Raw genomic sequence first — 19878 nt, forward strand, 5'->3', positions numbered from 1 at the left:
GTCAGCTCGTCTGAAGCCGACACCGGGCCAGTCCGGCCTGTAATTCACTGACTGCCTGCGGTTCGTCGAAAATCAGCTCGATCCGGGAATCCTTGCGCCATTCACTGGGCAGCCAGCTGAGCTCGGCATTGTCCAGCGCATTGGCTGACTGCCAGCCGTCCGGGCTGTGAATCACCAGTTTGGCCCGGCGCCAGTTCAGGCTTTTCAGCCATTGGGTTATCCCCGATACGTCGAACACTTGGCTCGGATGCCAGCGCCAACCGATGCTCCAGCCACCCTCCTGAGCCTGACTCAGGCAGATCGGCAATGCCGGATCGCTCCAGATGGCCGGCATCTGCGCCAGCCCCTGAGGCACAACCAACTTATCCGCACCTGCTTGCGCCTGCACCGCCAGACCCGGCAACTCGCTGAGCGGCAACATCGCCTGCTGCGTCCAGATCAGTCGGACAGGCGGCAATTGTCGGGTGATTCGCTCACGCGTGGGCTCGTCGAGGCTTTCTGCCTTGTTCAATAGCAGCAGGCCCGCGCCGGACAAGGTTTCCTGCTGCGCGTCCGGCAGCGCTTTGCCTGCGGCGAGAGCGTGGGCGTCCAGCACCAGCACGCAAGGTTGTACGGCGAGTACGCCTTGCCACGGCGCCTCTTTCAGTTGCTTCAGCAGCTGCGCCGGATGCCCAAGCCCCGAGGGCTCGATGAACAGGCGATCCGGCCGCGCCTTGCGCAATAAACGCCCCAGACCAATCTGGAACGGCGCACCGTTCACGCAACACAAACAGCCCCCGGCCACTTCGCCCAGTGCGATACCATCGGCGTCGCAGGTCAACAGCGCAGCGTCGAGCCCGATCTGACCGAACTCGTTGATCAGCACCGCCCAGCGCTCGCCCGCCGGTCGCTGGGCCATGAGCTGGCGGATCAGGCTGGTCTTGCCCGCGCCCAAGGGGCCGGCGATGACGTGGGTGGGAATGTTCTGCAACATGATCAAGGTTTTCTGGAGGTCGAAGATGCGGTGGATGGGATGGTCGTTGCTGCTGACGCTGGTGTCGGGCGAGGCATTGGCACAGGCCTGCGTGGTGCACAGTCAGGCAGAGCGGCTCGACGTGAAGGTCTGCCAGCAGAACCGCAACATCCCGGAAAAACTGTTCAACGACGGCTTCTGCCAGCCGACCCTGGCCGGGCAGAAAGTCGAGGTTCAATACGTCAACCAGTGCCCCGCCGGCGCATTCGGCGTGTGCAGCAACGCGCAAGTCGCCAATATGCCTTATCGCCAGGATATCCACTATTACGGCGTGGCCACCGATGCGGCGTATTTGCAGCCCTATTGCGAGGCCCAGAGCCAGGGGAAATGGCTCAAGCCCTGAGGCGCTATCCGAGCCAGTCGAGGGTCAGCATCAGCCGCCGCTCTCCCGGCGCCGGTTGCGGCGAGCGATGGATCAGCCCGAAACCTTCGTTGCCGTGCCATTTCTCGCCCTTGAGCAATGCCACTTCGCCCCGATTCAATTGCTGAATCCGTGACGCTTCCTGCGGCTCGGCTTGCGGCTGTCCCAGTTGCCGACGATCCATATCCCCTTCCCTGAGCCATTCGCTGCCGACGCCAGCGTACGTGGTGATCAACCGCACCGGCACATGGTCGACGTGAAAACGCGGACACATGGCCTTGTCCAATACCCGCAGGCGCAAGCCGATCCGCCGCGCGCCCAGCAAGCAGGCGAAGGCACTGACCAGCCATTTCAGATCGGCGATAAATCCTTCGTAGCCTTCCAGATCGCGAAAGCCGCTGGCCAGTCCCGTGAGATCCGGTTCTGCGTCTTCGTCCGGCAATTCCAGGCACAGCGCCTCGGCGTAAGGCTCGTTCAGAGACAACAACAAGTCCGCGAATTCGGCAATGTGCAGCGGAAGCTGTCGTTGCCAGACCGCAAGGTTGGTCTCGTCGTCAAGAATGTCCGCCAGTGCCTGCGGGGTCTGGCCGAAAGACTGATGGCGCGTGCTGCCTGACAGCGGTTTCAGGGCGAGCATCAGGCCACCTCGTCGTGCCAGGAACCAAAAGGATCGCGCAGCTGTAACCAGCCTTGAGTACCGAGCGCCATTTCGGCATCGGTCAGCAGGCAATCATCGAGTTCCGACGACAGCTGTGCGAAATCGATGTTCTGCCCGATAAACACCAGCTCCTGGCGACAATCACCTACGCTGGCGATCCAGTTTTCCATGATCGCGGCGGTACTTTCCTGATCCTGCGGCCACTGTTCTTTCGGCACGAAGCGCCACCAGCGCCCGGCGAAACCGTGGCGCATCAGGCCACCTGCCTGAGACCAGCTACCGGCGTCGGTGGGTTTGCTGGCCAGCCAGAAGAAGCCCTTGGAGCGCAGCAATTTGCCGTTAACCCAAGGACGATCGATGAAGTCGAAGAAGCGCTGTGGATGAAAAGGCCGGCGCGCCCGATAGGCCGTGGAAGCGATGCCGTACTCTTCGGTTTCCGGCACATGTTCCCCACGCAGTTCCTGCAGCCAGCCCGGGGCCTGGGCGGCCTTTTCGAAGTCGAAACGACCGGTATTGAGAATTTTCTCCAGCGGCACTTCACCCATGACCATCGGGATGATCTCGGCCTGAGCGTTGAGGCGTCTGAGAATGGCCATCAGCTCTTCCCGCTCGCGGCTGCTGATCAGGTCGATCTTGCTGATCAACAGGACGTCGGCGAACTCGATTTGCTCGATCAGCAGATCGGTGATCGAGCGCTCATCTTCTTCACCGAGGAATTCGCCACGGGACGCGAGGTTTTCAGCGGCCTGGTAGTCCGGCAGGAAGTTCATGCCGTCGACTACAGTGACCATGGTGTCGAGCCGAGCGATGTCGGCGAGGCTTTGCCCCTGCTCATCACGGAAAGTGAATGTCTCGGCCACGGGTAACGGCTCGGAGATTCCCGTGGATTCGATCAGCAGGTAATCGAAGCGGCCTTCACGTGCCAGCTGGCTGACCTCTTCAAGCAGGTCTTCGCGTAACGTACAGCAGATACAGCCGTTACTCATTTCCACGAGCTTCTCTTCAGCACGGTTCAGGCTGACATCACGCTGGACTTCGCTGCCATCGATGTTGATTTCGCTCATATCGTTAACGATAACGGCGACGCGCAGATCATCTCTGTTACGTAGTACGTAATTCAAAAGTGTACTTTTTCCGGCGCCGAGAAAGCCGGACAAAACGGTCACGGGAAGTCGGGAAGACATTGGATAAACCTCATCAGACGGTCGCTAAACAGCGCTGGAGGCTCTCGGGGCGAGCGTTCTTGGGTTTCGATGGGATCACCAGGGAAACGGACGCTTGAAAAGGAAGCCACGGAAAGCCTTGTCCGATTAATGTTATAGTATAACAACAAAATCAATCCACTCTCTTCTTGCCCAAAGTGACAAAGGGCCGGAAGCTGCAATCAGTTCGTCGCCGAGTTACGTCATGAAAACTGCGCTGAAATACTCGCTTATCTGCCTTGCATTGCTGACGCTGAAGGCCGAAGCACAGGTGCCGGGGCTCGCCAATTGCACGCGCAGCGCGAACCTGTTGGCGTGCATCGATGGCAACGGCAACGCCTATAGCGTCAACACGGTCGGCAGCACGATTTACCTGCGCGGATTCGAGAAAGCAGGCAACCGCTACTGGGCACAAACCAACAGCCGCTACGGCCAACTGACATTCTTCACCGGCATCGCTTCCGATGGGGAAGCCTGGGTTGGCTACAATCGCCGCGTAGGCTGGACGACGATCAATCGGTTCTCCAGCTCAGGCGGCAGCAGTGCGAAGTTCACCTGCAGCCGGATCACTGGCTGCTAAACCCGCGATCCTTTCTGCTCTTGTTGCCATGCCATATAGCTGTCGACAGGTGGATTCTTCTGGAAATAGCGCTGCAAGCCCTCAAACAAACCGTCTGCCACGGCCTGCTGATGACGCGCCGTCACCAGGCGCTGACTGTCTCGTGCGTTGGAAATGAACCCGGTTTCCACCAGGATTGACGGCACATCCGGCGATTTCAGAACGGCAAATCCAGCCTGTTCCACGCGCTTTTGGTGCAGCGTGGTGATTCCGGCCAGGCTGCCCAGCACTGTGCTTCCGAGTTGCAAACTGGCGGCGATGGTTGCGTTCATCGACATGTCGAGGATCACGCCAGCGAGCATCGGATCCTTGTCTTTGAGATTGAGCAGGCTGGTGGCGCCAAGCAGATCCACACCGTTCTCACGCTGCGCCATGAACCGCGCGGTGGCGGATGTAGCGCCGCCCTCGGACAGGCAATACACCGACGCCCCAGAAGCCGTCAGACGCGGTGCAGCATCGGCGTGCACCGAGATAAACATGTCGGCCTTGTGCTGACGCGCGATCTCCACACGCTTGCGTAACGGGACGAAGAAATCGTCGTTACGAACCAGCTTCACATCAAAGCCTTTCTCTCGTTTAAGCCGACGCGCGAGCAATTGCGCGATGGACAAAACCACATCCTTTTCCCGCTCGCCCTTGGCGCCGATTGCACCCGGATCTTTCCCGCCATGCCCGGGGTCGACCACCACCATGATGTCGCGCTTGAGGTGAGTTTTTTCCTGGGGTGTTTCACGTGGAACGCTCGCCGGGAACCCTGCTGGTGCACTCATCAGATCCAGAACCAAGCGATGCCCTTGCCCATCCTGAGGCGCCAACAAGAATGAATTGAGCTGAACCGGACTGCGTAAATCCAGCACGATCCGGGTGTTCCCTTGGCCAAAATGGCCGGAGCGAATCGAATGAATAGGGGTGCCGGATAACGCCAACTGGCTGAAATCACCACTCAGGCTGGCACCGCTCAAGTCGATGATCAACCGCTCCGGCGTGCTCAAGGTGAATGTCTTGTAGCTCACGGGACCACTCAGATCGAACACCAGCCGAAGCTTGTCATCCGAACGCCAAAGCCGCGCATTGCGTATCTGCGTAGCTGACACCGAAAAAGGCAAAACAAAGGCCGCGCTGGCCAGCATCAGGTTGAGCAAGTGGCGTCTGTGCATATGAAAGCCTGTTCATGAAAAAGGCATCGTGGTTTGAATTGTTATAATGTAACATCAAATTCAATCACCATGATGGAACTGCTCATGAACGCGCTGACTTTGCCGGATGTCGCGGCTCAAGCCGCCCGCCAGGCCCTGCCTCTCGAATGGGTGGGGATGTGCGGCATCGCATTACCTGTGTTTATCGAAGGCCAACGGCTGGCTGCCAAAGCGGATGCAGGCGTCAGTCTGGATGACGGAGACGCACGCGGCATTCACATGTCGCGGCTCTATCTGGGGTTGGAAGCGCTGGAACAGCAGAACCTTTCTCCCGCCCTTTTGCGTCAAGTTCTGCAGCGTTTTCTCGACAGCCACGAAGACCTATCCGAAGCCGCCTACCTGAATATCCACACTGATTTATTGCTGAGAAGGCCCGCGTTGGTCAGTCCTTTGGCAGGATGGAAAACCTATCCCGTCACTGTTTCAGCCCAGCTAAAAAACAAAGTGTTCCACGTGGAACTGAAAATCGACGTAGCGTATTCCTCAACTTGCCCCTGTTCCGCAGCATTGGCGAGGCAGTTGATCCAACAACAATTCGTCGACGACTTCGCCAACAAGCCACTGCAACACGCCGATGTGTTGGCATGGTTGGGCTCGACCCAAGGCATCGTGGCCACACCTCACAGCCAGCGCAGTACCGCCCAGTTGCATTTGCACCTGGATGAGTTCGTCGACGAACTACCCCTGACGTCCATCATCAACGACGCCGAAGCTGCCATCGGCACCGCCGTGCAAACCGCTGTAAAACGCGCCGACGAACAAGCCTTCGCCCTCGCCAATGGCCAGAACCTGATGTTCTGCGAAGACGCTGCCCGACGCCTGAACCTGGCACTGCGTCGCTCACCCGGTGTCAGCGAATTCCACGTACGAGTCATCCACGCTGAAAGCCTTCATGCTCACGACGCTGTCGCCGAAAGTCATTGGCGCCGGGAGCAGCCATGATTCGCTGCCACAACCTGAGTTGGGGGATACCCGGCCAACCGCTCACTGCACCGCTCAACCTGAGATTGGAAAGCGGCAGCCTGACGGCAATCATCGGCGTCAACGGCAGCGGCAAAAGCAGCCTGCTTAAAGTCATCGCCGGTTTACAGCGACCGCTGGCCGGCAAGGTCGAGTTGGGTGTTCCACGCCAAAGCGGTTTGTCCTTCCTGCCTCAGCAACAGCATCTGGATCGACAGTTCCCGATCAGTCTTCAGGAGTTGGTGGCAGCCGGTTTCTGGGGACGCCGACTGTCATCGCAACTGAGAGCCCAACGTCTCGAATCCGCACTGGAAGACTGGCACCTGAGCGGACTGGAACATCGTCCCCTGATGGCCCTCTCCGGCGGAGAACTGCAACGCGCCCTGCTCGCCCGATTGAGTCTGGCCGACACACCGTTGCTGCTGCTCGACGAACCCCATGCCGCGCTCGACGAACTGGGTCAGACATTGTTGTGGCAACACCTGCACGCCTGGCACGAACAAGGACGAACCCTGATCGTGGTTTGCCATGACCTCGCCGCCGTGCGCCAACACATTCCACAGACCTTGCTGATCAAACCCAGCGGCTGTGCATACGGCAGCAGCGTCGATCTCATTCAGCAAACGCCTCACACGCAGGTAGCCTGATGCTGACGCTCAGCCATTTATGGCAACCGTTCCACGAGTTCGTCTTCATGCGCCGGGCCCTGCTCGGCGGTCTGGTATTGGCGTGCAGCACGGCACCACTGGGCGTGTTTCTGATCCTGCGCCGAATGAGTCTGATCGGTGACGCCGTCGCCCACGGCATCCTTCCCGGTGCCGCGTTGGGGTTCTGGTTCGCCGGGCTGAGTCTGCCGGCGCTGACTCTCGGCGGGCTCGGTGCCGGCCTGAGCATGGCCGGACTCGCCGCGTGGATCACCCGACGCACCGGCCTGCGCGAAGACGCCAGCCTCGCCGCGATCTATCCCATCTCGCTGGCCAGCGGCGTGCTGATTCTGGGAATCGCCGGCAAGCGACTGGATTTGCTGCACCTCCTGTTCGGCTCTGCCTTGGCGGTGGACGGCCCGACCCTCAACGGCATGTTGTGGGTATCGGCGCTCAGCCTGATGGCCATGGCGCTGATCTATAAACCGTTGCTGCTCGACACCCTCGATCCGTTCTTCCTGCGCACAGTCAGCCGACTCGGCCCCGTCGCCCATGGCGTGTTCCTGACGCTGGTGGTGCTCAATCTGGTGATCGGCTTCCAGGCGATCGGCGCCTTGATGGTAGTCGGCCTGATGATGTTGCCCGCCGCCGCTTCACGCTTCTGGAGCCGACGCCTGCCGATCCTGATTGCCATCGCCGCGCTCATCGGTTGCGCCTCGGTATGGCTCGGCCTGTTGCTGTCGTTCTACTACTCGCTGCCCAGCGGCCCGGCCATCGTGCTGGTCGCCGGCGCCGGCTATTTGCTGTCCGTGGTGTTCGGACCGGTTCACGGTCTGTTGCGCCGCCCGCCTTTGCTCACATCCCAATGAGGTGTTTCCCGATGCGCGCTCTACTCGTGCTGTTCAGCCTGCTGCTGTCGATGTCGTTATCGGCGGCGGAAAAACTGCCGGTGGTCACCAGCTTCAGCATCCTTGCCGACATAGTGCATCAGGTCGGCGGCGAGCATATCCAGATCACTAACATGGTCGGCCCTGACGCCGATGCCCATACTTACGAACCGACGCCGGATGACGCCAAGGCCCTGCTCAAGGCGAAGCTGATCATCAAGAACGGGCTGGGTTTCGAACCCTGGCTGGATCGGCTGGTTGCCAGCACCGACACCAGAGCCCCGGTTATCAGCGCCAGCCGCGGCGTGATTCCGCGCTCGCTGGATGAGGACGGCGAAACCGTCCCCGATCCTCACGCCTGGCACAACCTGGCGAACGCCGAGCTCTACGTCGCCAACATCACCAAGGCGCTGATCGCTGCTGACCCGGCAAACAAAGCCGACTACGAGCGCAACAGCCAGGCCTACCTGAAACAGATTTACGCCCTCCTCGCCCAAGCGAAAGCCAAGCTCGGTTCACTGCCGCCGGGTAACCGCAAGATCGTGACCAGCCACGATGCCTTCGGTTATCTCGGTCAGGCCTACGGCATCGACTTCATGGCGCCACAAGGTCTGTCCACCGAACGCGAACCTTCCGCTGCCGAAGTCGCCGCGCTGATCACCCAGATTCGCCAGGCCAAAGTCAAAGCGGTGTTCATGGAAAACATCAAGGACGCGCGCCTGCTGAAACAGATCGCCGACGAAAGCGGCGCACACATCGGCGGCACGCTGTACTCCGACGCCCTCGCCGCCAGCGGCCCGGCCAGCACCTTCACCGGGCTGTTCGAATACAACCTCAACACTCTTTACCAAGCCCTGAGCCAACCATGATCCGTAAAAATCCTTCCGGTGATTTGCCGCAGATTGCCGAGTCTGCCTACGTCGATAAAACCGCGATCATCTGTGGCAAAGTGGTGATCGGCGAAAACGTGTTCGTCGGCCCGTATGCGGTGATCCGCGCCGATGAAGTGGACGCCACGGGCGAGATGGAGCCGATCATCATCGGCGCCAATTCGAACATCCAGGACGGCGTGGTGATCCACTCCAAATCCGGCGCGGCGGTGACCATCGGCGAATTCAGCTCCATCGCCCACCGCTCGATCGTGCATGGCCCGTGCACGGTCGGCGACCGGGTGTTTATCGGTTTCAACAGCGTGTTGTTCAACTGCGTGGTCGGCAACGGTTGCGTGGTGCGGCACAACTCGGTGGTCGACGGTCGGGATCTGCCGGACGCGTTCTACGTGCCCTCCACCACCCGCATCGGCCCGGGTACCGACCTCTCGCAATTCCCGCCGGTGAGCGTCAGCGCTTCGGAGTTTTCCGAAGACGTGGCGCGTACCAACGTCGATCTGGTGCGCGGCTACAAAGCCCTGCAGAACGAGTTCTGAACCATGAGCAGTGTGCTGATTCGCAATGCGCGACTGGTGAACGAGGGGCGTGAGTTCGACGCCGATCTGTTGGTCAGCAACGGGCGCATCGTCAAGATCGCCGGTAGCATCGAAGGTGAAAACGCAACCCGTGAAATCGACGCCAACGGCCAATGGCTGCTACCGGGAATGATTGACGACCAGGTGCATTTCCGTGAGCCGGGTGCGCCGGCCAAAGGCAGCATCCACACCGAATCCCGTGCAGCCGTGGCCGGGGGTATCACCAGTTTCATGGACATGCCCAACACCAACCCTGCCACTCTGACCCTTGATGCGCTGGCCGACAAAAAACGCCGGGCAGCGATCAATTCGGTGGCCAACTACGGTTTTCACTTTGGCGTCAGTCGCGACAATCTGGACACGGTCGCAGCGCTGAATCCGAGCGAGGTGGCCGGGGTCAAAGTGTTCATGGGCGCGTCCACCGGCAACATGCTGGTGGACGACCCCCACACCCTCGAGCGCCTGTTCGCTGAAGTGCCGACGATTTTGCTGGCCCACTGTGAAGACACGCCGAGCATCGAAGCGAATGCCGCGAACCTGCGCGAACGCTTCGGCAACCAACTGCCACCCGATGCCCATGCGCTGATCCGCAATGCCGACGCCTGCATTCGCTCATCGTCTCTGGCGGTGGATCTGGCCCGACGTCACGGCACTCGTCTGCACGTCCTGCACCTGACCACGGCCCGCGAACTGGCCCTGTTCGAAGACAAGCCGCTGTCGCAAAAACGCATCACCGCCGAAGTCTGCCTGCACCATTTACTGTTCGATGACCGTGACTATCCGAACCTCGGCAACCTGATCAAATGCAACCCGGCGATCAAGTCGCAGAGCGATCGTGACGCCCTGCGCCAGGCACTGCTGAGCAATCGACTGGACGTGATCGGCAGCGATCACGCACCGCACACCTGGGCGGAAAAACAGCAAGCGTATGAACAGGCACCGTCCGGGCTGCCACTGGTGCAGCACGCACTGCCGGCGTTGTTGGAACTGGTGGCGGATGGCGTGATGCCGATCACCACGCTGGTGGCGAAAACCAGCCACCGGGTGGCGGATCTGTTTGCCATTCCGGACCGCGGTTATTTGCGTGAGGGGTATTGGGCGGATCTGGTGTTGATTCAACCGGAGCCCAAGGGTGTCGCGGTGTCACGCCAACCCGTTCTATCGCAATGCGGCTGGACGCCGTTCGCTCAGCGCAGCTTTCGGCATCGGGTCAGCACGACGATGGTGTCGGGCCAGATCGCGTGGCATGACCAACGGATCCATGACAATTGCCAGGGATTGCCGCTGCGGTTCATGCGCTGAAAAAAAACCGCCTCCACTCGATGTGGAGGCGGTTTCGATAATGACGTTACGCTCTCGGTTTGACCGTGCCGCAATCCTGACCCAGCCAGACTGCCCGGGTTTCCAGACTGCCCTTCTGGTTGATCCCGATGGCATTGAAAGTACCGTTGGCGACGGTGGTGAACTCGCGGTCACTGAGGAACGTCGCGACGCCGGTGCCTTGGGCTTTCGGGCAACTGAAGCGGAATTTCCACTGGTTGCCGACACGCTCGGTGATCTGCTGTTTACAGCCCGACTGCGGATCCGCCAGTGGAATATCGTTGGTCGCCACCTGTTGCGGCGTCAGGCAGGCGCGGATGCCCTTGCCACCGATGTTGATCCCCTGCTTCTCCAGTTCAGCCCGTTGCTGAGGGGTGATCTGGCCCTGAATCTGGCCGAGGATCGATTGCACATCCATCACTTGATCATCGACCTTCACATTGCTCGACGTCATTTCCCACAACCCCGGCTGCAGCATTTGCGCCTGAGCAACCACCGGCAAGGCCAAACCCAGGCCCAGCGCCAAACCCAGCAGACGAACGTTCATTGAAAAACTCCTGATCAGTAGTGGCCGTTAGACGCCGGCCGCCTGTTTCGGTTCATGGCGGGCGCTGGCGGCGTGAAAACAAATAGCGACAATCGCCATGGAACATGGTCTGTTAAGCATTGAATCTTCAGGAGCAAGGTTGCCCCATGGATTATTTCGGACCGCACATTTTCGGTTATCTGATCGCCCTGATACACACCCTCGGCTCGATCGCCGCGATCCATGCCGTATTGACCGTACGCACCGCCCAAGGCTCGATCGCCTGGGCGCTGTCGCTGATCTTCATTCCCTACCTCACCCTCATCCCTTATCTGGTGTTCGGCCGCAGCACCTTCGATGGCTACATCAAGGCCCGCCGCCAGGCCAACGAACAGATGCGCCAGGCGATTTCCGAACTCAACTGGCGGCCGTGGGTGGAGGAAGCCCTGACCGCCCGCGCCTCGAATGCTTACGACTCGTTGCGCGCAATGCCGAAGCTGGGACGCATGCCATGCCTGGCCAATAATGAAGTGCGATTGCTGATCAACGGTGCCGCTACCTTCGAGGCGATTTTCCACGCAATCGACCAAGCGCGGGAAGCGGTGCTGATCCAGTTTTTCATCATTCACGACGATCGTCTCGGTCAGCGCCTGCGTGATCTGCTGCTGAAGAAAGCGGCCGAAGGCGTGGTGATTCATTTGCTCTACGACCGCATCGGCAGCCACGCCCTGCCCCACAGCTACGTGCAGACGCTGCGCGATGGCGGCATCGAGGGCAAGGCGTTCGCCACCCGCAGTGGCTGGCTCAATCGTTTCCAAGTGAATTTTCGCAACCACCGCAAGATCGTGGTGGTCGACGGGCTGATCGGGTTTGTCGGCGGGCACAACGTCGGCGACGAATACATGGGTGAAAAACCACCGCTGGCACCGTGGCGCGACACCCACGTCCAGGTGCGCGGTCCCGTGGTGGCGTGCATGCAGGAGTCATTTGCCGAAGACTGGTTCTGGGCCGCGCGGTCATTGCCGCCGCTGATCCTGCCGGACGCGTACCCGGAGGATGGCGTGCTTTGCCAGTTGCTCGCCAGCGGCCCGGCGGATGCCTACGAAACCTGCTCGCTGTTCTTCGTCGAGGCCATCCACGCCGCCACCGAGCGCGTGTGGATCACCAGCCCCTACTTCATTCCCGACGAAGCCGTGTTCGCGGCGTTGCGCCTGGCAGTTTTGCGCGGAGTCGACGTGCGCCTGTTGCTGCCTTCGCGTCCCGACCATCGCATCGTCTACGCCGCCTCCAGCCTTTACGCGTTCGAAGCGGTGCGCGCCGGCGTGCGGGTATTCCGCTACGAACCGGGTTTCCTGCATCAGAAAGTGGTGTTGATCGACAGCGAAATCAGCGCCATCGGCAGCGCCAATCTGGACAACCGTTCGTTCCGGCTGAATTTCGAAGTGATGCTGCTGACCGTTGACAGCGAATTCGCCGCCAGCGTGGAACAGATGCTCAACGATGACTTCGCCCAGGCCTACGAGGTCGCCAAAGAAGAAAGCCGGGAGATCCACCGCCTGCAACAGGTCGGCATGCGGATCGCCCGGCTTATTTCACCGATTCTCTAAGTTCAAGGGTTGTAGATGTCGTCCCTCGTCCACGGCAGTTCATGGCTGCCGTCGGCATGGGCCTTCACGGCAAGGATCTGATGCAGATTGATCCAGCCGCGGGCAAATGCATAAGCACAGCCCGCCAGGTACAGACGCCAGATGCGCAGCGCCTGATCCGGTACGAGTTTCGCGGCGGCTTCGAGATTGTCTTCCAGCCGTTCGCTCCAGTGGTCCAGGGTGCGCGCGTAATGCAGGCGCAGACTCTCGACGTCGACGATCTCCAGACCCGCTTCGCTGATCTCGGCCGAGATCATCGCCAAATGCGGCAACTCGCCGTTGGGGAACACGTACTTCTCGATGAAATCCCCGGCACCGCGTCCCACGGGACGGCCATCGGTGTGCTTGGCGGTGATGCCGTGATTCATCACCAGACCGCCCTCTTTCACCGCGCCGAACAGGGTTTTGCAGTATTCGGCGAGATTGGCATGACCAACGTGTTCGAACATGCCGACGCTGACCACTTTGTCGAAACGCCCGTCCTGTGGCAGATCGCGGTAGTCGAGCAGTTGCAGTTCGATCTGATCTTCCAGCCCCTCGGCTTTGACTCGCTCGCGGGCCAGGGCCAGTTGCTCTTTGCTCAGGGTGATACCGAAGACCTTGGCGCCGAACTCGCGGGCGGCATAACGCGCCAATCCGCCCCAACCGCAACCGACGTCCAACAGATAATCGCCTGGCTGCAGACGCAGCTTGCGACAAAGATGCCGGAACTTGGCTTGCTGGGCTTGCTCCAGGGATTCGCTGCCGGTTTCGAAATACGCGCAGGAATACGCCATGTCGCTGTCCAGCCACAGCTGGTAGAACGCGTTGGACAGGTCGTAATGGTAGGAGATGGCTTTGGCGTCGGTTTCCTTGTCGTGCACGGTGCGCACCGGCTGACTTTCTTCGTCTTCATTGAGCAGCGCCGTGCTCAACTCATCGCACACCCGGATGACTTCGCTGATCGAGCCCTCCAGTTCGAGCTTGCCCTCGACGAAGGCCGCACCCAATGCGTCCAGACTTGGATGGGTGAACTGGGTGACCATCTGCGGGTCCTTGACCACGATGGTGACGCTGGGCGTCGGGCCCAGATTGAATTCATGGCCGTCCCAGAGTCGCAGGCGAAGCGGAAGCTGCAGATTCTGTAAGGCCGGTGGAAGTTGCGCGAGCATGGAATATCCCCCTGGTTTCAGACGTCTGATCTGAGGGTAGACCATCCTTGAAAATTAGCAGGCTATCGATTTGATAGTCGCCGACTATCAGCCGCAGAGGCTGTAATGGCGCTGTCATCCTTGCTTCAGTGCGCCTTCTCAAATGACTGCGAGAGCGGCGCACAGTTCGAAAAATGATCAGTCCGACGCTTTCAGCTTCAGCAGCGGTTCCTGAAAACGCAGCAGGCGACCGGCATTGCCCAGCACCAGCAACGTGCTCAGGTTGTGCAGCAATGCAGCGATCATCGCGCCCGCTGCACCGAGCCAGCCGAAGGCCGCGAACACTACGATGGCCAGCGTCCAGCCCAGACCGATGATCACGTTCACTTGCAAGGTCCGTCGGCACTGACGGCTGAGGCGCACGCAGGTGCCGAGTCGACGCAGGTCACTGCCGATCAGCACGATATCGGCGGACGCCAGCGCGATATCCGCGCCGCCCGCTCCCATCGCCACCCCGACGACGCCCGCCTTGAGCGCCAGCGAATCGTTGATCCCGTCGCCGACCACCATCGGCCGGAAGCCGTTGTCGATTTCCTTGAGCACTCGATTGAGCTTGTCTTCGGGCAACGCCTGGGCCTCGACTTCGTGCAGGCCGACATCCTTGGCCAGTGTCTGCGCGACGCTTTGCCGGTCGCCGGTCAACAGCAGTTGCCGCCCCAGCCCGAGGTCACGCAGTTCACTCAGTGCAAATCGCGCTTCCGGTTTGACGGTGTCGGCCAGCAACAGCCAGGCGAGGAATTCGCCGTTCAACGCCAGCCCGGCAATCGGGCCGTCGTGTTCGGGGATCGCCGTGGTCGAGATGCCCAACTGCGCAAACAGCTCCGGACGCCCGAGCGCGGCCTCGCCTTGCGCGGTCTTGGCCACTACGCCCAACCCCTGTCGCTCGTGAATATCGGTCAGCACCAGCACCTCCTCCGCGCTGACCAGTCCGGCCAGCGCGCGGCTCACCGGATGGCTGCTCGCCGCACCCAGGCTTGCAGCCAGCGCCATCACCGACCCGTGATCCGCTCGCGGGCTGTTGATCGACTGCAAGCGCAGCGTGCCGTAAGTCAGGGTGCCGGTCTTGTCGACCACCAGCGAAGTGAGATCGGCCAATTCCTCAAGGAACGCCGAACTGCGGATCAGAATCCCGTGCCGCGCCGCCACCGCTACCCCGGCAATCGCCGTGGCCGGCGCCGACAGCACCAATGCGCAAGGGCATGCCGCCACCAGCACCGCGAGCATCGCCTGCGCATCGTTGGTGATGAACCAGGTGACCGCCGCGAGCAACAACACCAGCACCATGTAACTGCCGGCATAACGTTCGAGCAAACGAGTGATCGGCGGTTTGGAGCGTTCGGCGTTCTGCATCAGCGCGATGACTTTGCCGAGGGTCGATTCATCCCCGGTACGGGTCACTTCAATTCGCAGCAACCCGTCGAGGTTGATCGCGCCGCCGAACACCGCCATGCCGACGCCCGCCTCGACCGGCACCGACTCACCGGTGATCGACGCCGTATCGAGGCTGGCCTGGCCGGATAAAACCCGACCGTCCGCCGGCACCCGGTCGCCGGCGCGCACTTCGACTTTGTCGCCGGCCTTGAGCGTGCCGTTGTCGACTTCGATGATCGAGCCGTCCGCCTGCACCTTGCGCGCATGGCTGCGCGTCAGTTGGCCGAGGGCATGAATCGCTTCCTGGGAGCCGATCACGCTGCGCTCTTCCAGCACGTGGCCGAAGATCATGATGATCGGCAAAAGCGCCGCCGTGAGCAGATCGCCCGTGGCCCACGCCCCGATCATCGCCAAGGCGATCAACTGATCGGTGATGCCGTGCAGGCTCGGATAACGCAGGCTGAACCACGCCGAACGCATTACCGGCACCGCGACTAATAAAGAAGCGAATCCGAGCAACAACTGACTGACGCCGGTTTGCTCCGGCATCAACCAGCGCCAGATCAGCCCCAGACCAAGCAAGCCGAGGGCGAGCATCGCCAGGGTCAACTGGCGCGCGGCGCGGCGTTGTTCGGCCGAGGACAACAGGCTCGGAGATGAGGTGGTGGCAGTCATTTGCTGGCTCCCTGAATGATCAGGCGGGAATCGTCTTTCGGGTCTACCGTGGTGACCGAACCGGCCTGACCGAGAATCTTCGGCATCCGCTCACGGTACAGACGCAGCAGCATTTGCGGGTCAGTGCCCTGCTGTTGCGCCTTGGCCAGACTCAACACCGTCGCCGTGTCGGCTGAGGCTTTGGCCAAGCGCTCACCGGCCTGGGCGTGGGCGACTTGCAGCGTGCGGTCGGCCTGCTCGTTGGCGGACTGGGTGAGCTTTTCGGCCTCTGTGCGGGCATTGGCGACCGCCTTGTCGGCTTGTTGGCTGGCGGTGAGGACGGCGTTGAACGCACTCACCGCAGGCTCCGGCAGACTCGATTGCACATCGACCCGCGCCACTTCGATGCCGATGCCCTGCCCGCTCGCCTTCAACTCGGCGAGACGGCGGTTGATGCCTTGCACCAGATCACCGCGCAGCCGTTCGCGACGTTCGGCGGCCTGATTATCAGCGCCGATCAGTTCCGGCCGAGCCACCAGAATCGTGTCCAGATCTCGCGCCGCCGTCAGTGCGACGGCGCTTCGCGTCACCACTCGATCCAGCGCAGGCAACACATGCTCGCCTTGCAGTACGAAGTCATAGGGATCGGTGACCTTGTAGAACACCCGCACATCCAGTTGCACCACTCCGGCATCACCGGTGAGCAAATAACCGGAGCCGGCCAGCGCATCACTTAGCGGCGTGGCGAAGGTGGCGACGCGATCCGCCTGCAAGGCCTGATCACTGCGCAGCAGATTTTCCACCCGGCGTTCAATCACCCGATCCGCCGCCGGCAACAAGACCACCTGTTCGAACGGCTGCGGCCAGGCCAATAACAACCCGGCATTCTGAATCCGATCCAGCGCTCCGAAATGCAAAACCACCGCGCGATTTTGCGGGTCGATCTGCCGGACATTGGAAAACGCCCAGGCCAATGCCGCGAGCACGGTTACCGCATACAGCGCGAAAAACGCCAGACGTCCCGCCTGAATCCACGGACTGTTCAGCGAATGTGTTCCACGTGGAACTTCATTCATGGCTGCGATCCGCTTTTGCTGTCGAGATTCGGCGGTCCGTCGACCAACACCCGGAATGGCGCGGCGTCGGTGCGCAGGATCAGTTTGGTGTCTGGCGAAACGATGGTGCCGAGGGTGTCCAGCGAGCGTAGCAAGTTGTACAGCTGCGGTGAGCCTGCGTAAGCGCGCCCGTAAATCTGCGCCGCTTCCACCCGCGATTGGGCTTCTATATCGGCGGCTTTCACCGTGGCATCGGCTTGCACGATGCGCGCATCGCGTTCGGCGGCGGAGCGGATTTGTGCCGCTTCACGCTTGCCGATGGCGGTGCGTTCGGTGGCGATGGTTTCACGCTCGGCGCGCATCCGGTCGACCGTTGCAGTGAGGGTCACCGATGGCAAGGTCAGCCGTTCGATGCCCACCTGCACCACGCGCACGCCGTAGGTGGCGAGCAGCTGCTGATCGATTTGCTGGCGCAACTGCGCTTCGAAATCGGCGATGCGAACCTGGCTGGCATCGGTGTTCACCAGATTGGCCAGATCGAAACTGCTGGCCGTGGTTTCCAGTGCCGAGCCGACAAACGTCCGAATCTGCCGCGCCGCTTCGTCCGGCTGGTTCTGCACGGCGCGCATGAAGCGCTGCACGTTGTCGGGATCGCCCTGCACCTGCCAAGCCACGTAAGCCTGGACGATGATGCGCAAACCGTCGCGGGTGCCGACATCCTGCAAACCGCTGGAGGTCGTGCGCAAACGCAGGTCCACCGGAATCGCCGCTTCGAACGGCGCCGGCCAGCGCCAGCTCAGGCCAGGTTCCAGCAATACGCGGGACGGATTGCCGAAACGGGTGATGACCGTGGCCTCACCGGAGCGCACTTGCACCAGGCTCGCCGCCGCGATGGCGAACGCCACCAGTAACGCTGCCCAGCCCATGCGTTTCCACGTAAAAGGCCCCGCCTCTTCCGGCGCACCGTGGTGATGGTGATGATGCCCGTGATGGTGATGACCGCCGCCATGAGCATGATCGTGGCCGCTGTGGTCATGGTGATCGTGAGTGTGCGACTGGCTCAATGGGTGGCTCCTGGCTGAGCGGTGGTGCGCGCCGGATCTGCCGGCAGCGTAAACGTACGCAGGTCGATGGTCGGTGCGTTACTGCTGCCGCCCAGACGATGGTCGAGTACCAGCAGTTTGGCTTTGCTCAAACCCTGGCTGAGTTGGCTGAGGTATTGCTCCAGCACGAAGGCCTGGCCGGCGCTGGCGTAAGCCTTTTGTTCGGCGCTGAATTTCAGATCCGCCGCCCGGGCCGTGGCGTTGATTTCGTGGGCGTTGGCACTGGCCTGATCCCGAGCGAGGCTGGCCTGCAACTGCGCCTGGTTACTCGCTTCGGCAGCAGCACCGCGCTCACGGGAGATCAACGCCTGCGCGCCGATTTGAGCGGCTTGCACGCTGTGATAGGCATTGGCCGCCCCTGCCGGCGGGTGAATCGCTTCGACCACCGTGGCGAGAATCTCTACACCGCTGTCGAGCTTCAGCAGATCGCTTTGCACCGCGCGGCCGATTTCTTCGGCGAGCCCGGTCCTGTCCTCGCCGAGCAATCCGTCGAGGGTGCGCGAGGCAAAGTCATGCACCAGAATCCGGCTGGCGGTGCTGCGGATCAGCGTGGGCACATCGGCGCTGTTGTAGGTGGCGGCCAGCGCGGCTTGATCGCTCAGGCCGATGCGGTAGACGAAGCGCACGTCCATGTTGACGATCTGAAAGCTCTGCTGATCGCCACGGCTACTGGCGATAACCTGGGACTTGTCATTGACGTGGCTGGCATCCCACAAACGGTTGGCGGTGAATGGCGCCGGGCCTTCTGCCGGATCCAATTGCACGGGTGCCGGATTTTCACCGACGCTGGTTGCCAGTTCATGCACCACACCATTTTCAACGTTCAGTACACGCCCCAGCGGCCAAGGCAAACCGGCGTGTAAACCCGGCCCGAACACCTGCACCGGTTTGCCGAAGCGCTCGTAAATGCCACGGCTTTGCATCGGTATTTCGTGAAGGCCGGTGAGCAACCAGCCTACCGCCGCCACCAGCACCAACACCGGCAAGAACGCGCGGCACATGTAACTGAAGGCCCAGATCTGGCGCAGATCGATGCCGAAGCGGTTGTGCAATTCGTGCTGCAACGCGAGCAGAGGTTGTGGCGGCCAGCGCAGCAGATCGGCAACGAAACTACGCGCCAGCAACGCCGGTTCGAGTTGTTCGCGGCGCGGGCTGAACAGCGACAGCAATGCACGCAACAGCAATTCCAGGGCAACCAGCCCCGGCAGAATGCCGATCAACACTGCCAGCCGCACCGGCCAGATTGCACTGTCACTGGCGAACAACAGGCACAACGCACCCAGCACCAGACTGATGATTGCCACCCGCGTCAGCTGCGCCAGCGCTCCGGCCTCGGGCCATTGCGCCGGGTTTTCCTGCGCCAGCTGTCGCTCGAGCACCAGCAGAGCGAACGCCAGCAGCAACGCGATGGCCGCGCCGACCGTGGCGGACAACCCCACTCCCGCCGCCGGCAGCGTCAGATTCCACATTTGCTCGATGCTTAACAACACCAGCACCGACCACCCGCCCAGCCACAATGTGGCCGCGCCGATCTGCCCGAGCAGGTGCAAACTGCGCTGACTCATCCGATCCAGCAGCCGTTCGTACCAGCCTTCCGGCGCAGTTTCCTCAGCAGCCGTAACCGGCACGACGGGATTGATCACCCGCGCCCGCCATTGCGTCACCCACCACGCCGATTGCAGTCCGGCCACCAGCACCAGCAACGCCGCGCTCTGATTGACCAACAGCGCGGGCCACAGCGATTGCGGCGCAAACAGCCCGACAAAAAACGCCAGTACCCACCCTGCCCCGGCCAACGCGCCCAGACCGATCGCCAGGCGACGCAAACGCCGGCCCTGCGTCGCCGCTTGCTGAAAGCGCGGCAATCCGTTCACCGGCGTGCCTTCATCCAGATCGACTTGCATATCCCCCCAAAACCTTGGCTCACTGCACATATCGTTACGATATAACGAAAGTCGTGAAATATTTGTACTCATTTGCATCATTCAAAGATGTGCAACCTGTCGCTT

Annotated in this window: 19 protein-coding genes; 9 read left to right on the forward strand and 10 right to left on the reverse strand. The window is 61.3% G+C overall.

The window, feature by feature from the left end; all coding sequences use genetic code 11:
- Window position 1: 1 nt before the first annotated feature.
- Complete coding sequence (locus CAF90_RS10920; protein ID WP_085606242.1) at window positions 2-973, reverse strand: GTP-binding protein; 972 nt, start codon at window positions 971-973, stop codon at window positions 2-4.
- 25 nt (window positions 974-998) lie between these two features.
- Here CAF90_RS10920 and CAF90_RS10925 point away from each other — a divergent pair, with 25 nt between their 5' ends.
- Window positions 999-1355, forward strand: coding sequence for an NADH:ubiquinone oxidoreductase (locus CAF90_RS10925; protein ID WP_085606244.1), 357 nt, complete (start codon window positions 999-1001; stop codon window positions 1353-1355).
- Between the two features lie 4 nt (window positions 1356-1359).
- On the opposite strand, the gene CAF90_RS10930 is transcribed toward CAF90_RS10925, so the two are convergent.
- Window positions 1360-2010 (reverse strand): DUF1826 domain-containing protein, encoded by a 651-nt coding sequence (locus tag CAF90_RS10930; protein WP_085606246.1) that lies wholly within the window; start codon window positions 2008-2010, stop codon window positions 1360-1362.
- On the reverse strand, window positions 2010-3215 hold the full coding sequence (gene zigA, locus CAF90_RS10935; RefSeq protein ID WP_085606248.1) for a zinc metallochaperone GTPase ZigA: 1206 nt from the start codon (window positions 3213-3215) through the stop codon (window positions 2010-2012). The genes CAF90_RS10930 and zigA overlap by 1 nt, the downstream gene beginning before the upstream one ends.
- 223 nt (window positions 3216-3438) lie before the next feature.
- On the opposite strand from zigA, the gene CAF90_RS10940 reads away from it, so the two are divergent.
- Window positions 3439-3813, forward strand: a complete 375-nt coding sequence (locus CAF90_RS10940; protein WP_085606250.1) for a glutamine synthetase — start codon at window positions 3439-3441, stop codon at window positions 3811-3813.
- Here the strand turns inward: CAF90_RS10940 and CAF90_RS10945 are convergent.
- On the reverse strand, window positions 3810-5009 hold the full coding sequence (locus CAF90_RS10945; RefSeq protein WP_085606252.1) for an N-acetylmuramoyl-L-alanine amidase: 1200 nt from the start codon (window positions 5007-5009) through the stop codon (window positions 3810-3812). The genes CAF90_RS10940 and CAF90_RS10945 overlap by 4 nt on opposite strands.
- Before the next feature lie 84 nt (window positions 5010-5093).
- Between CAF90_RS10945 and folE2 the strand changes: the two genes are divergently transcribed.
- From folE2 to CAF90_RS10975, 6 genes are read left to right on the forward strand one after another with little or no spacing between them, the layout of a single operon-like run.
- Window positions 5094-5990 (forward strand): GTP cyclohydrolase FolE2, encoded by an 897-nt coding sequence (gene folE2, locus CAF90_RS10950; RefSeq protein WP_085606254.1) that lies wholly within the window; start codon window positions 5094-5096, stop codon window positions 5988-5990.
- Window positions 5987-6655 (forward strand): metal ABC transporter ATP-binding protein, encoded by a 669-nt coding sequence (locus CAF90_RS10955; RefSeq protein WP_085606256.1) that lies wholly within the window; start codon window positions 5987-5989, stop codon window positions 6653-6655. Before folE2 ends, CAF90_RS10955 begins: the two co-directional genes overlap by 4 nt.
- Complete coding sequence (locus CAF90_RS10960) at window positions 6655-7521, forward strand: metal ABC transporter permease (protein WP_085606258.1); 867 nt, start codon at window positions 6655-6657, stop codon at window positions 7519-7521. Before CAF90_RS10955 ends, CAF90_RS10960 begins: the two co-directional genes overlap by 1 nt.
- A gap of 11 nt (window positions 7522-7532) precedes the next feature.
- Window positions 7533-8408 carry a metal ABC transporter substrate-binding protein gene (locus CAF90_RS10965; protein ID WP_085606260.1) on the forward strand — a complete coding sequence of 292 codons (876 nt, stop codon included), beginning with the start codon at window positions 7533-7535 and terminating at the stop codon, window positions 8406-8408.
- Entirely contained in the window at window positions 8405-8965 is a 561-nt protein-coding gene (locus CAF90_RS10970) for a carbonate dehydratase (RefSeq protein ID WP_007954223.1), read from the forward strand. Before CAF90_RS10965 ends, CAF90_RS10970 begins: the two co-directional genes overlap by 4 nt.
- Before the next feature lie 3 nt (window positions 8966-8968).
- On the forward strand, window positions 8969-10306 hold the full coding sequence (locus CAF90_RS10975) for a dihydroorotase (RefSeq protein WP_085606262.1): 1338 nt from the start codon (window positions 8969-8971) through the stop codon (window positions 10304-10306).
- A gap of 46 nt (window positions 10307-10352) precedes the next feature.
- On the opposite strand, the gene CAF90_RS10980 is transcribed toward CAF90_RS10975, so the two are convergent.
- Complete coding sequence (locus CAF90_RS10980) at window positions 10353-10871, reverse strand: DUF3617 domain-containing protein (RefSeq protein ID WP_007954220.1); 519 nt, start codon at window positions 10869-10871, stop codon at window positions 10353-10355.
- Between the two features lie 146 nt (window positions 10872-11017).
- Between CAF90_RS10980 and cls the strand changes: the two genes are divergently transcribed.
- Window positions 11018-12457 (forward strand): cardiolipin synthase, encoded by a 1440-nt coding sequence (gene cls / locus CAF90_RS10985; RefSeq protein WP_085606265.1) that lies wholly within the window; start codon window positions 11018-11020, stop codon window positions 12455-12457.
- A 2-nt stretch (window positions 12458-12459) separates the two neighbouring features.
- On the opposite strand, the gene cfaB is transcribed toward cls, so the two are convergent.
- The 5 genes from cfaB to hflK (CAF90_RS11010) all read right to left on the reverse strand — a co-directional run bounded on the left by cfaB (window position 12460) and on the right by hflK (CAF90_RS11010) (window position 19773).
- Window positions 12460-13647 (reverse strand): C17 cyclopropane fatty acid synthase CfaB, encoded by a 1188-nt coding sequence (cfaB, locus tag CAF90_RS10990; RefSeq protein WP_085606267.1) that lies wholly within the window; start codon window positions 13645-13647, stop codon window positions 12460-12462.
- A gap of 177 nt (window positions 13648-13824) precedes the next feature.
- Window positions 13825-15732: a heavy metal translocating P-type ATPase gene (locus CAF90_RS10995; protein WP_085606269.1), complete on the reverse strand. Its 1908-nt coding sequence runs from the start codon at window positions 15730-15732 to the stop codon at window positions 13825-13827.
- On the reverse strand, window positions 15729-16787 hold the full coding sequence (gene hflK / locus CAF90_RS11000; RefSeq protein WP_085606271.1) for a protease modulator HflK: 1059 nt from the start codon (window positions 16785-16787) through the stop codon (window positions 15729-15731). Before hflK (CAF90_RS11000) ends, CAF90_RS10995 begins: the two co-directional genes overlap by 4 nt.
- Complete coding sequence (gene hflC / locus CAF90_RS11005) at window positions 16784-17830, reverse strand: protease modulator HflC (protein WP_085606273.1); 1047 nt, start codon at window positions 17828-17830, stop codon at window positions 16784-16786. The genes hflK (CAF90_RS11000) and hflC overlap by 4 nt, the downstream gene beginning before the upstream one ends.
- Window positions 17827-19773 carry a protease modulator HflK gene (gene hflK / locus CAF90_RS11010; RefSeq protein ID WP_085606275.1) on the reverse strand — a complete coding sequence of 649 codons (1947 nt, stop codon included), beginning with the start codon at window positions 19771-19773 and terminating at the stop codon, window positions 17827-17829. Before hflK (CAF90_RS11010) ends, hflC begins: the two co-directional genes overlap by 4 nt.
- Window positions 19774-19878: the final 105 nt, after the last annotated feature.

This window comes from Pseudomonas sp. B37(2017) (genome assembly GCF_002112885.1).
Classification (GTDB): Bacteria; Pseudomonadota; Gammaproteobacteria; order Pseudomonadales; family Pseudomonadaceae; genus Aquipseudomonas; species Aquipseudomonas paraglycinae.